Source organism: Peijinzhouia sedimentorum, from assembly GCF_049340005.1.
GTDB lineage: Bacteria > Bacteroidota > Bacteroidia > Cytophagales > Cyclobacteriaceae > CAXBDP01.
Genome location: NZ_JBMPIY010000005.1, coordinates 17,605 through 32,600, shown reverse-complemented (window position 1 = coordinate 32,600; position 14,996 = coordinate 17,605). Strand labels below are relative to the sequence as shown.

Annotated in this window: 13 protein-coding genes; 6 read left to right on the top strand and 7 right to left on the bottom strand. The window is 37.1% G+C overall.

From position 1 onward, the window contains the following. Window positions 1-65: 65 nt before the first annotated feature. The gene (locus tag ACOXY8_RS08955) at window positions 66-605 is read right to left on the bottom strand and encodes a hypothetical protein (RefSeq protein ID WP_458331237.1); all 540 of its coding nucleotides are present in this window, start codon (window positions 603-605) and stop codon (window positions 66-68) included. A gap of 289 nt (window positions 606-894) precedes the next feature. Between ACOXY8_RS08955 and ACOXY8_RS08950 the strand changes: the two genes are divergently transcribed. Both ACOXY8_RS08950 and ACOXY8_RS08945 read left to right on the top strand, forming a co-directional pair. Then, window positions 895-1,539, top strand: coding sequence for a hypothetical protein (locus tag ACOXY8_RS08950; RefSeq protein ID WP_458331236.1), 645 nt, complete (start codon window positions 895-897; stop codon window positions 1,537-1,539). After that, window positions 1,536-2,252: a DUF3307 domain-containing protein gene (locus ACOXY8_RS08945; protein WP_458331235.1), complete on the top strand. Its 717-nt coding sequence runs from the start codon at window positions 1,536-1,538 to the stop codon at window positions 2,250-2,252. The genes ACOXY8_RS08950 and ACOXY8_RS08945 overlap by 4 nt, the downstream gene beginning before the upstream one ends. A gap of 341 nt (window positions 2,253-2,593) precedes the next feature. On the opposite strand, the gene ACOXY8_RS08940 is transcribed toward ACOXY8_RS08945, so the two are convergent. The 4 genes from ACOXY8_RS08940 to ACOXY8_RS08925 all read right to left on the bottom strand — a co-directional run bounded on the left by ACOXY8_RS08940 (window position 2,594) and on the right by ACOXY8_RS08925 (window position 6,104). Beyond that, on the bottom strand, window positions 2,594-2,878 hold the full coding sequence (locus ACOXY8_RS08940; RefSeq protein WP_458331234.1) for a hypothetical protein: 285 nt from the start codon (window positions 2,876-2,878) through the stop codon (window positions 2,594-2,596). Window positions 2,879-3,319: 441 nt separating this feature from the next. Then, entirely contained in the window at window positions 3,320-4,534 is a 1,215-nt protein-coding gene (locus ACOXY8_RS08935; RefSeq protein WP_458331233.1) for a PKD domain-containing protein, read from the bottom strand. Window positions 4,535-4,799: 265 nt separating this feature from the next. Further along, the gene (locus tag ACOXY8_RS08930) at window positions 4,800-5,051 is read right to left on the bottom strand and encodes a hypothetical protein (protein ID WP_458331232.1); all 252 of its coding nucleotides are present in this window, start codon (window positions 5,049-5,051) and stop codon (window positions 4,800-4,802) included. Between the two features lie 228 nt (window positions 5,052-5,279). Continuing rightward, window positions 5,280-6,104 (bottom strand): DUF5694 domain-containing protein, encoded by an 825-nt coding sequence (locus ACOXY8_RS08925; protein ID WP_458331231.1) that lies wholly within the window; start codon window positions 6,102-6,104, stop codon window positions 5,280-5,282. A 139-nt stretch (window positions 6,105-6,243) separates the two neighbouring features. Here ACOXY8_RS08925 and ACOXY8_RS08920 point away from each other — a divergent pair, with 139 nt between their 5' ends. Beyond that, window positions 6,244-7,284 (top strand): sensor histidine kinase, encoded by a 1,041-nt coding sequence (locus ACOXY8_RS08920; protein WP_458331230.1) that lies wholly within the window; start codon window positions 6,244-6,246, stop codon window positions 7,282-7,284. Further along, the gene (locus ACOXY8_RS08915; protein WP_458331229.1) at window positions 7,281-7,988 is read left to right on the top strand and encodes a LytR/AlgR family response regulator transcription factor; all 708 of its coding nucleotides are present in this window, start codon (window positions 7,281-7,283) and stop codon (window positions 7,986-7,988) included. Before ACOXY8_RS08920 ends, ACOXY8_RS08915 begins: the two co-directional genes overlap by 4 nt. Before the next feature lie 262 nt (window positions 7,989-8,250). Here the strand turns inward: ACOXY8_RS08915 and ACOXY8_RS08910 are convergent, their stop codons facing one another. Beyond that, complete coding sequence (locus tag ACOXY8_RS08910; protein WP_458331228.1) at window positions 8,251-10,272, bottom strand: cation:proton antiporter domain-containing protein; 2,022 nt, start codon at window positions 10,270-10,272, stop codon at window positions 8,251-8,253. Between the two features lie 101 nt (window positions 10,273-10,373). Beyond that, window positions 10,374-11,462 carry a site-2 protease family protein gene (locus ACOXY8_RS08905; RefSeq protein WP_458331227.1) on the bottom strand — a complete coding sequence of 363 codons (1,089 nt, stop codon included), beginning with the start codon at window positions 11,460-11,462 and terminating at the stop codon, window positions 10,374-10,376. A 410-nt stretch (window positions 11,463-11,872) separates the two neighbouring features. Between ACOXY8_RS08905 and ACOXY8_RS08900 the strand changes: the two genes are divergently transcribed. Together ACOXY8_RS08900 and ACOXY8_RS08895 are read left to right on the top strand one after the other, a co-directional pair. Next, a complete protein-coding gene (locus ACOXY8_RS08900; RefSeq protein ID WP_458331226.1) occupies window positions 11,873-12,322 on the top strand; it encodes a hypothetical protein in 450 nt (149 codons plus the stop codon). Between the two features lie 200 nt (window positions 12,323-12,522). After that, window positions 12,523-14,934, top strand: coding sequence for a TonB-dependent receptor (locus tag ACOXY8_RS08895; protein WP_458331225.1), 2,412 nt, complete (start codon window positions 12,523-12,525; stop codon window positions 14,932-14,934). The last annotated feature ends 62 nt before the right edge of the window (window positions 14,935-14,996 follow it).

Genomic DNA, 14,996 nt, shown 5'->3' with positions numbered 1-14,996 from the left:
TGAGTGAGTTATGGGTGATGGGAGATGAATTCGGGGTCAATAAAATTACTCGCCTAATGGTAATTTCATTCTATATGATACCATTGATATTCTTTTCCATTCCAAAAAATAATTCCTCCACCGTGGGATTCTTCAACGCTCATGTAAATCCCGTTTCCTATCAGCTCAAAATTTTGACTTTCATCATACCCGATTATATCTCCAGTATTTTCATCTACTAATGTTGGCGCAACTACTTCTCCTTTTGGAATAACTTCGAAAACATCGATCCAATTCAAATCGGTCATTTGGTTAATTTCTTTTCCCGCTCCAAAAATGATGCTTTCGTAATTTTCAGAATTATGAATTATTAAAACACCAACTTTTTGATTGTTCCTGCTTTTGACCAAAGAAGCAAAATCTATTTTATTGTCACCATTAAAGTCCCCTATCAGATTTTTGTCAGCAATCAATTCCAAGGAATCAGGAACGTTAGTCAAATCAAACATTTCATTCTGAACAACTTCCGTTTCGGTTTTCAATTCGTTTAGTTCAGATGTTTGTTTGAGTTTTTCTTTGCAGGACGAAAAGCTTATTATCAGAACTATTATTATTCGTAATCTCATTTTGCAGCTTTTTGTTATCATCCAGTTATGGTAATTACCTTACAAAGGCATAGGGGAGAGAAGCTTCCTCTATTTCCATTTATCAACGAGCATATTATTAAATCTTTTTCACTGTTTATTCATAAACATAAACCATTCTAACTAAATATCCAATCTGGTTAACAGGCTTTTATTTAAGTAGAAGAGATGGATGAAGCCTCTAATATATCTTAGCATTAGGCGATAGTTTAAATTATCGTCTTTTTAAGCGATATTTTGAATTATCGTTTTAATAAGCGATATTTAATATATGATTGCAATAATAAAAGGAGATATAGTCTCTTCAAGAAAGCTGATAGACCAAGAGAAATGGTTAATACCGCTAAAATCATTATTATCAACATGGGGAAATACACCCAAGCAATGGGAATTAGTATGGGGTGATTTTTTTCAAGTTGAAATTACCAATCCTGAGGATGCCCTTAAAAGAGCACTAGAGATTAAAGCCTTAATAAAAAAAATAGAACCCTCTAATGAACGTAAAAATATCAGCCCGATTGATGTAAGAATGGCGATTGGAATAGGTGAGAAAACCTATTCGGGTGATAGAATATCAGAAAGTAATGGTTCCGCTTTTATTCATGCAGGAGAGAAATTCGATAAGCTTAAGAAAGAGAATACAAAATTAGGGATCAAGAGTCCTTTGCAATCTCTCGATAATGAAATAAACCTCTATCTGAAATTGGCAGGTATATTTATGGACAGATGGTCTGTATCTTCCGCTGAAATCATTGCTATAATTTTGAAAAATCCCGAAATTAAGCAAGAAGAAATTGGAGGCCTTCTAGATATCAAACAAAACTCAGTAAGCGGGAGGAGAAACAGAGCAAATGCGGATGAAATTTTGGAAGTTGAAAGAGTTTATCGCCAAAAAATCAAACAATTGCTGATATGATCATTCTCCTAAAATTAATTCTAGCTCATTTTATAGGTGATTTCATTTTGCAATCAAAATCATGGGTAGCTGAGAAAGAAATAAAGAAAGCAAAATCAATCAAACTTTACCTACATATTCTTCTCCATGGATTGTTGGTACTAATCCTTTTATGGGATTACAATTATTGGCCACTCGCATTATCAATTATGGTTCTACATGGGCTAATTGATCTAGTAAAGCTATATGCTCAAAATGAACAAAATAAAGTAAAATGTTTTCTGATAGACCAAGGCTTGCATATCATCAGCATTTTGCTTTTATGGAGTTACTGGTTTTATCCAATCAAAAACCTAAATGAAATTTATATACGCCCAAGTATCTGGATATATGGGACAGCCATCCTATTCATCTCCATAGTAAGCGGCATTATTATCCATGTTATAATGTCCAACTGGTCTAAAGCATTGAACGACAGCAATGAAGAATCACTGAATAACGCGGGTAAATATATAGGAATTTTGGAACGCTTATTTGTTTTCACTTTTGTGGTAACCGGCAATTGGGAAGCAATTGGCTTCTTATTAGCAGCCAAATCAGTTTTTCGATTTGGTGATTTAAAAGAATCTAAGGACAGAAAACTCACCGAATATATATTGATTGGTACGCTACTAAGCTTTGGAATTGCCATCACCACTGGAATGATCGTTTTAGAACTAAATATAAAAAGTTGAGGAAATATCTTTATTTCAATGGATAAAACGAATATAAACTCTGTACAGTAATCACGGTTAGAATTGGAGGCAATCTATAAAATTCTGATTTCCAAATAATAACAACTGACAACTCGCAAAAGGGATGAATCATCAACAGTTCGTTAAAGGTTTCAGATTTCATCAAGATTTCCTAACAATGGTGTTGCCTACTTAATCACAATCATAAAAATAGTAGTTATTGCAGTCTGCTCATTTCCCTCTTAGTATCCCTCACAATAGAAGTCTACTACTTGTCAAGAGATTGCTTCCAAACTGATTGATTCATTGCTCTAAAACAAGTGCACCTGTACTCGCTGCTACTATTCAATAGTTGCAGTTTGACAATTCCGCCACATAAATGTGCTACCGCTTTCAAGTGTATCATTATTGAAATTACGCACTCCAGCATGCTCATCCCCATTATATTGATCAAAAGTGGTGTGATTTTGAAGAACACCCGGAGCATTAAAATTTTCTATTCGGTCGATATTAGAGGTTGAACCAAAGTAACTGGTAACAATGTCCCCATTTAAGGCTCCACTTTTATCATAGGTTGATTCTTTAAGCTTCCTTCCAAAATTATCATATTCACTTTCTACGACCACTGTGGTAGTAAAGCCAAAAACAGTTTGTACGGGTTGTTGCTTTTATTTCCTGCGCTTGTACATTGTACTCATTAATTGTTTGGATGCTTGGATTGGTTTCACCTTTAGAGGAAAGGAGTTACTTGAATGCTAGTGCTTTCGCTACTTACAGTGCCTCCCGGTTCTATAGCTTGTTATATCAAGATCACTTCCCAAGTTCATTCAATTGGAAAATTACAATCAGGTTTTCTTCTGTTGAAGTAACCGAATTATTGGTTTGAACGCCACTTCCTCCATTCAAATTGAAAGTCCATAGAGATACGTATTTGCATAGGTTGAAGTATTTGTAAATACTACTTCTTGACCTACTTCAGGGTTCGCAGGACTGAACTCGAAGGAAGCTGTTGGTCCAGCTCATTAGCGGATCGGCCCAAAATATGAGTATACCTTCTATACTACCATTTACAATCCAGAAGGAATTTTTGTATAAAACTCGAAAGTTGAAACACTTCTATTTACTCTTGTCCAGCCATTCTGATCTGGATCTGAATTCCCATAACGATAGCTAATGGCAATTTTGAATTTGAAGCCTTTACTAGAGTCCAAATTTTCAGATCTAACCAAAATCATTCTTCCATCTGACTCGACATTTCTCAAATATGAAATAGAATCACCTGATGCTAGCGAGGTTATGGTAATACGTGCAGCAGGAAAAGTTATGTCAAAATTCAGAATAGTTCCATTAACTAATTCGGAGGTAGTTGGCAACACGGTCGGTTCTGGAATTGGGAACAAATCCACACCTCCTGAACTGGTAAAAGATTCTACAAAAGGTTTGATTTCACCATAGCTTAATTCAAAGGGGTTGGCATATTCAAAACCTTCGAATACATAAGAGGTATCTGTAGTTACGGTTGGGCTTACTCCCTTCATCAGTGCATTTGGAGGAAAAAAATATATACGCTGGTTCGTATCCTCTCTATTGGCAAAAACTTGTAAAATTCCTCTTTGATACATAATAGGTTCTTCTTCATCCGTTATTCTAAACCCTTTAAAATTCTCCAAAAGAACCTCGCTTCTTTTGTTCACTATATTGTAAAGCACCTCAATTTCTTTCGACACTGTGGCGGTTCCTCCCGCTCCACTTGCTTCTAAGGTAATAGTATAAGTGCCTGTATTACTAAAAGCAAAACTTGGGTTTTCTTCTGTCGAATTAAACTCGGCAGGCTCACTAGACCACACATAAGAATCAACATTACTTACACTACTAGTAAATACTACAGTCTCACCTACTTTAGGACTCTCAGGTGTAAAACTAAAATCCGCACTCGGCTCTGGCGCAGTTATCTCTATAGTTTTACTGAGCTCTGTTGTACCTCCTGGCCCCGTTGCTCTAAAAGTAACTTGATAAGTGCCTGCTTCTTCAAAAGCATAACTAACTGAAATAGCATTAGCTGTCAATCCAGATGGATTTGAAGACCATTGGTAACTTGTGGAATTTGTGGCAGTCCCAGTGAAATTTACCGTTTCCCCAATAGAAGGATTCTCTGGGCTAAAATTAAAGTTAACTGTAGGGCGAGGCGTGGTATCTTCCTCCTCGTCACTCCCATTTTCACAAGATTGAAAAAAGAAAATGGCTAAGAAAAGTAATGGCAGGAATAGAGACAACTTTTTCATGCTAAGAAAATTAAGATTGACTAGGCTTTAAAATTTATACTTTATCAATATATATTTATTAATAGATAAAGAACATGAAAATATTAAGCTTAAATTAATAAAGAAAATTCAATTTCCCTTATCAATTAGCTATTTACCGTTACTAACCCTGCCAAATAATTTATTAACATAATCTCTTTTGACAAAAATGCGGGAGGAAAAGATTCTCTCTAAGTGTCAGGTGCAAGACAGGCTTTTGCTTATTGGATATCGGTATTGTAAACTTCTATTCAACTATTTCAAAAAGCAAGGAATGTTGGATTTCCATAAATTTACCATCTTCAATAAGCTTAAATCGATGAGCCCTCATTCTTCTGCGAACTTGTTTTTCAGACATTTTATGGAGTAGCTTAATCTGCACAGATGAATTTTCTCCTCGGTATTTAATTAGCAAAACCTTCCCATTGGGTTTTTGGCTTTTCTTTATAATGTGGTGTATCTCTTGTGAGAATTGAAGCTTATCATATACATCCACCATAATCGCCAAATCGATAGCTTTTCATAAAATTACTTTTTCTACTAACTACTAGGGCTTGATTTAGTTTGGTCTCAGTGCTCAACAATACGAAATAGGCTTGATCTAAAATGAGAGCAGAAATTACCTCCCACTATTTACATTCTCCCAAAATGGAGCGGGAGGTTGAAGTCAGCATTCTTACCTTTGTAAGGATGATCCTTGATGAATGAATTTTACTGATCTAACCAATCATTTTAGATAGTCAAACACACTTACAAGCTTGTATTTCGGACTGCGCTGCATGAATTCATTAAAAAATGCAGTGTGCGTAGCACCCATAAGGATAAAAACTCGGTCGTCCTTAGTAAGCTCTATTTGATTGATATTAGAATACATCACCATATTTCGATGGTAAAATTTAGCTGCTTCCTCAGCACCTTCAGCATTTCCTTTTGTGGACGAATGCAATAACATATCAGCATTGATATTGAGTAGATAATCCAGATACAGAGGGTTATTACTCATTTCAAGCATTTCTTTGAGAGATAGATTACCGCCCTTGCTGGCAACATATTCTATCTCATTCTGCTCCATCATTTTACCATACTTCCTAAAAGTGGTCGAATCTATCTGATTTTGAAGTTGTGCGGCAATCATATAATTATAGCCTTCTTTATAATCAACTCCATAAATCCTTTTTGTCCCACTTAAGCGACCAATTTCATAGGCCAGCAATTCAATTTCATTCGGATTCTCAAATTTCATTTTAGGGTTCTGCAAATAAGCCTGATACAAGGCCTCCAACTTTTCTTGATAGGCAGGAGTTGCCTCCACCACTATTACAGTTGGTTTAAATTCGGCCAACATCCTCGCGATCTCATGGATCTGTCGAACATTCTCTTGATTGTGCTCATCAAATTCTGTTTTGTTGGCATCTGGGGTGTATCCCATGTGAAATGTTCCAAAATTTAAGACAGGTATAGCGTCATCAAACTTCGTTTTGAATTGGATTTGTTGCGCTGTACAATATACGCTTGTACATAAAAGTGCGGTAGCTAAAATGATCTTTTTCATACTAAATTATTTTTTTGTTGTACAAACATTGGAAGAATGCCGCAGCCTGTAAACTTATATCGACGTACCCGGAGTGTTGATCGACGTATCGGGTAGGGAGGCTTTTGTGAAAGACGTACCTTTATCAAAAAATAATTTAATGATCTATAAAGGAGCCTTATCTCGTAAACAAGAAGTCATAATCCATATACTTTTTTGGTCATTTATGGCCTATTTGACTCTTGTTGTATTCGATACAACCAATGGGAATTCCCTTAGACTAATGGAAATTGACCTGTTTGGGGTAACAGGAGCAATCATTTTCATTCTCACATTCTATCTCAATTATCTATTCTTTTTGCCATTTACTTTCAAACCATTTAAATGGACGAAGGCTCTAATTTCAATTGTAAGCTTGTTTGCATTTTTCATTGTACTCCGATACCTAATCGAGCAAAAATTGACGGTTGCCCTATTTGACACTCAAAACTATTATGATAATTTTTCTCTCGCTTTCTACATTTTAGACAACATTTATTATGGAAGCTTTCCTATCATTGCTAGTTCCTTTTTATGGATTATCATATTTGTAATTAGGCTTTTACATTATAATCAACAAATAATTGAAGAGCAGAAGAACACTGAAATCAAGTTTCTTAAAGCCCAAATCAACCCGCACTTTATATTCAATACATTAAATAATATCTACTCAATGGTTTATTTCAAATCAGGTAAATCATTGCCCGCTATCGAGAAATTAAGTCAAATTATGCGATTCACCACCTACGAATCACAAAAGGAAAAAATTAAGCTCTCGGAAGAAATCAATTATATCAAGGCATATATCGAGCTGGAGCAATTACGCCATGAAGAACAATACACAGTGAATCTGGACTTGCCAAGCAAGGAAACGCAAGTAGAAATACCACCCTATATCTTATCTCCATTTGTTGAAAATGCTTTGAAACATGGTAAAGCCACGGTTGAAAACCCAATAGAAATTAAATTGACAAGGACGAAAACCACCTTAAACTTGGTAGTGAAAAATGAAATCTCCACAAATAAAAAAGATAAATTGGGTGGAATTGGATTAGAGAACCTGAAAAAACGATTGGAGTTGTACTATCCAAAATCCCATAATTTGGAGCTAAGCGAAACAGACAATGTATTTATTGCCGAACTCGAAATACAATTGCGATGAAGAAAAAGATTAATTGTATTATCCTAGATGACGAACCTTTTGCGGTGGAATTAATTAAAGATTACGCTAAAAAAGCTCCTACGCTTAATATTCAATATGCGGGCAGTGAAGTATATAAAGCTATCGAAATTCTCCAAAACACACAGATAGATTTACTCTTTGTAGATATTCAAATGCCTGAACTGACAGGGATTGAATTGATGCAAATGTTTAATCAAAACCACAATTTCATTATCACTTCTGCCTATCAGGAATATGCTTTGGACGCTTTTCAATTCAATGTTATCGATTTCTTATTAAAGCCCATCACATTTAATCGATTTTACCAAAGTATCGAAAAGTACAGCCAATGGCTCAACAACTTCCAACCAAAAGAGCCTGCTGACAACTATATATTTGTAAAAGCAGATCGTAAGCATTATAAAATCAACACCGATTCTATTCAGTATATCGAAGGGATAAAGGATTATATTAGAATTCATACCGATGATGATAAAATAATGTTCTTGGAAAACATGAAAGACATCCTAGAAAAATTACCTGACAACCAATTTGTTAGGATCCATCGCTCGTATATAATACCCTTCAATAAAATTAAAGTAATCGAAGGAAACCAAATCCAAATGACCAATGGCGAATACCTACCTATTGGCGAAACGTATAGAAATATGGTAAAGGAATGGTTTTATGGAAAGAATAAATAGAAATGGTTTTTATCATTCACCATCCAAAAAGGCAAATTAGGCTAAAGCCAAAAACACACCAACTCATTCACCCCAATAAATCTAGAGGCAATTCAATTTTGTAAAATGATTTGGCGCTGAATAAATTGATGACTTTGCTTATCCTAGGAATTCAATAGTGAAATTGAATAGGAATGTGGCTTTAGCCCATTCATAAAATGCAAAAAAATATCATGGCTTTAGCCAAATAGTGTTTGTGGACTTTATATAACCTATAAAATTTTCATCTCTCCACCCCAGCCACAACCTTACTAAAGTCCTCAATATTTTGTGGACGACCCATTACATAGAGGATATCATCGCATTTTATTAGCGTGTCACCACCAAGCTCTGTTATGGTTTCTGTTTCCCGCTTTAAAGCTATGATGGTTACGTGATATTTATTGCGCACTTGGGCTTCTTTCATGGTTTTGCCTACCACCTCGTTTTTGCCTTTAAGCACTCGAATCGCCGTAACATTCATTTCAGGAATCTGGGCAGATATCCGATCTAAACCTCCCGCTCCAGGTATATCTCGAAGCATCTCATAATTGGCAGATCTTATTTTCTGAATAAACTCATTTATTGAAGCATTTGGAATAAAATACTTATTCAAAACTCGAGTAAATATCTCAATAGAAGTTTCAAACTCTTCTGGAATTACAGCATTTGCACCCAGCTTATAATTCTCTTCCATTTCGGCAACAAAGCGCGTACGAACAATCAAATGTAAGCTTGGATTGATACTACGGAGCTGCTGCACTATACGCTTAGTACTTACTGGATCAGAAATGGCCACAACTGCAACTCTTGCCTTCTCTGCATGGATATGGTGCAATACATGTCCACTCACGGCATCACCAAAATGGATTGGCTCGCCTTTTTTACTTTCTTCTTTTACTGTTTCAGCATTCAACTCCACAATCACATACTTGATTCCTGCACTTTTAGCTGCCCGGCTTAGATTTCTGCCATTAAGACCATAACCTATTATTATCAAATGATCATCAAGCACTTCTGCTGGCTTTTCAATTTCACGCGCTTTCTTCCCTACATTATCCAATGGCCTATTCATCTTTTTGAGGAGTCTAGACCTCATGATGAAATATGAGATCTTATCTAACTTCATTAGGACAAATGGCGTAATGGCCATCGTAAAAATGGAAACTGAAAGGAAATACTGGTAAACTTCTGGGGTAAGTAACTCATAATCTAGGCCCGACTTAGAAAGTAATAGTGAGAACTCACCAACTTGAAACAAACACAAACCTGCCAAAAGAGCTGTCCGCAACGGATACCCTAAAACCCTCGCTGCAAAAGCGGCTACAGCTCCTTTAATAATGAATGTGCCTACGGTAAGGGCAATGACAAACGGGAGATTTTGCAACATAAACATCCCATCGAAAATAATCCCAATAGACACAAAGAAGAAACTAATAAACAGCTCACGGAAGGGCAAGATATTACTTGTAGCCTGATGACTGTACTCCGACTCCGAAATGATCAAACCTGCCAAGAAAGCGCCCAAACCTAGCGATAGCCCAAGTTCAGAAGTGCCATAAGCTACAGCAAAGCAAATTCCGACCGTACTGAGGATAAATAATTCTTGACTTTTGGTTTTGGCAATTTGATCTAATATCCAAGGAAATAGCTTTTTGGCACTGAAGATCACTGCGGCAATTACAAGCACACCCTTTAAAGTAAGCATTCCCAACTCCAACCAGACATTCTCCGCAACGCCAGCCAATATTGGCGTAAAGAGCATTAATGGTACGATTACAATATCTTGGAAGATTAGAATACCGAGGGCTATTTTCCCATGCGGACTATTAATCTCGGCTTGCTCTTGCAGTAATTTCAATACGATGGCTGTAGAACTAAGTGAAAATAAGAAGCCAATGAAAATCGCTGTATTTAACTCAAAACCCAACAATACGGTAAGTCCTGTCACCACAGCAATGGTGAGCAACACCTGAATGCCCCCACCTATCAAAACAATATTTTTGATAGCTGCCAGGTTTTTGAGAGAAAACTCCATCCCAATTACAAATAGCAGCAAAATGATCCCAATTTCAGACAGCGCATCAAACTCGTCCGAACTCCCTACTAAATTGAAACCTGTAGGCCCGGCAATAATGCCTGTAAGTAAGTAACCAATGATTGTTGGAAGTTTGAATTTTCGAAAGAGGACAATAACAAAAGTGGCTAAACCAAGTATGATTACCACTTCAGATAACATGGGAATTTCAATTGCTGCAAGCATCATAAAAAACTATTGATTCCTAAAGTTAAGAATTAAGCGATTCCTTTTATGAAGGAAAAATAATTGAGAGGCTAAATTATCCTGCTCACGGCAGAAGGGAAAAACTAAATATGCTTTTCTTGATTGCGCATAGCTTCGCGGACAAGGATAAATTCCATCACATTTTCAGAATCAACGACACCAATCAGTTGCTCGCCATTCATTACTGGCATTAGGCCTTGTCCTTTTACTTTCATATTTGGAAATACCTCTTCAAGAGCTTGATCTATCGTCAGTGATTTATATTCTTTAGATATGGTTTGGGAAATAGGAGCTTCTAAACCCAAAGTTGAAATTCCTTGTATCAATTCATTTCGACTCAAAATTCCTACAAAACGACCCTTATCCATGATCACAAAATCGGTGTTTTGTGAATCCAACAATGCCTTCGTTGCTTGTGAGAGAGGATCTGAGGCTTGCAATTCGCTAAATTCGGTCATCATTACGTCCTTTACAGTAAAGCCTCTCAACACACTTTGGGTTTGTACCATACTATTTTCGGCCTGTGCTCCAAGAAAAATAAATATGCCAATAAGGACTAAAAATGGATTGTAAAACAGCCCAAGAAACACAAAAAGTATAGCGATAAATTGACCTAATGAAGCTGCAATTTGAGTGGCTTGCTCTCTTTTAAATTTAAAAGACAAAAGTGCTCTTAATACCCGCCCGCCATCCATTGGAAAGGCTGGGATCAAATTGAAAACAGCCAATACAATGTTCACAGTCACTAAATAAACTAGGAAATTGTCCGCACCAATAGTCATCAGATCCTCCACTTCCATTGTAAAATCACTTACTGCTAATCCTAAAATTATCGCTAAAACCACATTTACTATAGGTCCGGCAATTGCTACAAGTAATTCTTGCTTTGGATCATCAGGTAGCTTTTCCATTTGAGCTAAGCCACCTATAGGCAAAAGGGTGATATACTTCGTTTTGAAATTGAATCTTTTGGCCATAAGCGCATGACCAAATTCATGCAGGGTTACACATAAAAATACAGCGAGGATAAACAGAATTGTCCACCCTATTTGCTCATTTGTTTGCCCAGATCTTACACCCGATACCGCAATCCATAAAAGTAGCAATGAGAATGTCCAGTGGATAAAAACTTTGATCCCAGCATATTTACCTAAATAAAGTGACCATTTCATTCCAGTGAATTTAGATTTTGAATAAATTTTAATACCATTAAAACTCACTTTCAAGATAAGTCCAAAAATCAACGAATAAAAAAACGGGAGGGTAAAGAAGTTAGAGCCGTATGGGAGAACCAATGCAAATAATTCTGGATGTATACTTAATAATGTTTCCTATCAGCTCAAATAGTTCTGACTAAAGTTGAGATTTGGTAAATATTCATAAACAGTACACGCCATTGATAATTTCTATCACAGGCTTAATGGAATAAGCTACATAATCCGAAACGAAAAAATTAACTTAGAGGAAACAAGCTGCTTTGGCCGTTCGCATTTATTCCATATCGTTTTTATTCATCTTGATGCTCCCTTTGGGCGGCACCTATATCTCATTTTGGCTTAAGCGCAGCCAATTGCAATATGCAATGGAGCATAGAATCAGAAAGGAAAAAACCGAAGAAAACCTGGTTCTTGTAAAGATTCCAAAATCACTTGAAGCCAATCCAGATAAGTCATTTAAGCGAATCCATTCTCGAGAATTCCGCTACAAGGGCAATATGTATGATGTGGTGCGTCAGGAAGACAAAGGCGATGAAACTTGGTATTGGGCGGTTCACGATGAGGCTGAAACTCTTTTGTATGCAAAAATGGATGAGCTCAAAAAGAAAGCTTGGGGAGATGAGCAATTACCACATGAGCCCGGAACTAAGCTAGAAAGGCTTTATCCCAATTATATTTTTACAGCTAATAACCTTGATTTCGCTGAATACTACGCTGAACTAGAAAATTCAGATCAGCTCGAAATGGCAATTCATTACAAGTCGATCTTAAGCGAAATTCCAAACCCTCCTCCGCAGATTCGTTTATCCATATAGAACCTAGCTAGTTTAAACGCTTTTCGCAGAATGGATAATTAAATCTAATAAATCTGTGAAAGCCTAATTGACTATACCCAATGCTAGGGTCAATACCTTCCGCATTTTATTCGAAGCGGAAGGATAACTCAATCATTGTAAATGAAATTGGATAAGCTCACCATGATTATCTGTATTTCAAAACCATAAATTTATAAAAAATGAAAATCAAATATTTATGGTTATTCTCATTAATGCTACTGGGGTACAGCTCAATAGCACAGATAGTAACCGTAAGAGACAATAACGATCGTCAAGCATTAGAGTTGGTGACAATATACAGCCCAAGCCTTGACGTGGGAATATTTACCGACGAAAACGGTGAGGCAGACATTTCGGCTTTCAAAGGTGCGAATGATATACAGTTCAGCTCCGTTGGTTATCGTAGCATCACTCGAAGCTATGCTGCTTTGGAAGCCAATAATTTCAGGGTTTTTCTGTCAATAGAAGATATCTCATTGAGTACGGTGGTAGTGTCCGCAAGTAGATGGCAGCAGTCGAGCAGAGATGTACCAAATAAGATTACCACCATCAGCTCAAAGGAGATGCAATTACAAAATCCTCAGACTGCAGCGGATATGTTAGAAACCACAGGGATGGTATTCGTACAAAAAAGTCAATTAGGTGGAGGTAGCCCTATGATTCGTGGATTTGCTACTAATAGAGTATTGATAACAGTAGATGGAGTACGGATGAATACGGCCATTTTCCGAAGTGGAAATGTTCAAAATGTGATTTCACTCGATCCATTTGCAGTGGAAAATACCGAGGTAGTTTTTGGTCCAGGATCTACCATTTATGGTAGCGATGCAATTGGTGGTGTGATGAACTTCTATACACTAACTCCTAGTCTCTCAAGTGGAGAAGAAAAGTTGATAACTGGAAGTGGAACGATGAGATACTCATCTGCCAATAATGAAGGAACAGTCCACGCCGATGTAAATATAGGTCTAGACAAATGGGCTTTCTTGAGCAGTTTTACCTATTCATCGTATGGCAATTTGCGGATGGGCAAAAATGGCCCAGAAGAATACCTGCGAAATTCCTATGTAAGGCGAATTGATGGACAAGATTCTGTGGTAGTTAATCCTGATCCTTTGGTGCAAGTACCATCAGGTTATGATCAATATAATATCATGCAAAAAGTACGCTTCGCACCAAATCAGAAATGGGATATCAATTACTCCTTTCATTATTCTGAAACATCTGCATACTCACGCTACGACAGACTAATAAGGCCAAGAGGAAGTACACTCCGCTCGGCAGAATGGGCTTATGGCCCACAAGTTTGGATGCTCAATAAATTGAAAATCAATCTGTTTAAGCAAACTAATTTGTTTGATCAAATGACAGTAAGGTTGGCACATCAGTTTTTTGAAGAAAGCAGAATAGACCGTGATTTGAACAATCCAAACCGTCGAACTAGAGTGGAGCAAGTGAATGCCTATTCTGCAAATGTGGATATGGAGAAAAAAATGAATGGTAATGGAAGACTATTTTATGGATTGGAATTTATCTACAATGCAATAGGCTCCACTGGTAAGGATACAAATATTGAGACGAATGAAACAGTTCCAGCCTCCTCCCGCTATCCTGATGGGTCAGATTGGCAATCATACGCTGCCTATGCGAGTTATCAATATAAAGCAACCGATCAATTGACTGTTCAGCTTTCTAGTAGATATAATCAAGTAGGGCTGAATGCAGAATTTGACAGAAGCTTTTATCCTTTTCCTTTCGAAAATGCCAATATAAGCTCTGGCGCATTCACTGGTAGTGTGGGCGTGGTGTACAATCCGCGGGAGGATTGGCAAATTGGCACCAATCTATCAACCGGTTTCCGCTCTCCCAATATCGATGACATAGGCAAGGTTTTCGACTCAAGCCCAGGCACTGTGATCGTTCCTAATCCGGATTTGAATCCCGAATATTCCAGCAATGTGGATTTGGCGATTGCTCGCACTATAGGAAATATTGTAAAACTAGATGTAACTGGTTTTTACAATTATCTAACAAATGCTTTGGTAAGGCGCGATTTCAAGTTCAATGGCCAAGATAGTCTCGTTTATGATGGCGCATTAAGTAGAGTACAAGCTGTGCAGAATGTTGCTTTTGCTAAAGTATTTGGTGTCCAAGCGGGTGTGGAAGTATCGTTTCCATCTGGTTTTGGTTTATCCTCCCGCTACAATTGGCAAAAGGGGACCGAAGAGCTAGATGATGAAACAGAAGCGCCTCTGAGGCATTCGCCACCATCTTTTGGCGTAACAAGGCTTAGCTACGAAAAGAGTGGCTTACGTACAGAACTTTATGCTATGTACAATGGTGAAATTCCAAACGATAGATTAGCACCTGAGGAACAAGGCAAAGAGTACATGTATGCCATCGATGATAATGGAAATCCATTTTCACCATCTTGGTTTACCTTAAACTTAAAAGCGCAATATCAGATGAATAATGGCACTAGTTTGATGATGGGGTTAGAGAATATTTTAAATGAAAGATATAGGCCATACAGCTCAGGAATTGTAGCCCCAGGTCGCAATTTCATCGTTTCTATACGAACACAATTCTAAATCTCTTTAACTGGATTCAGCCGAATCTAATATTCCTAAAATGGAAAAGTCTGGTAAATTCG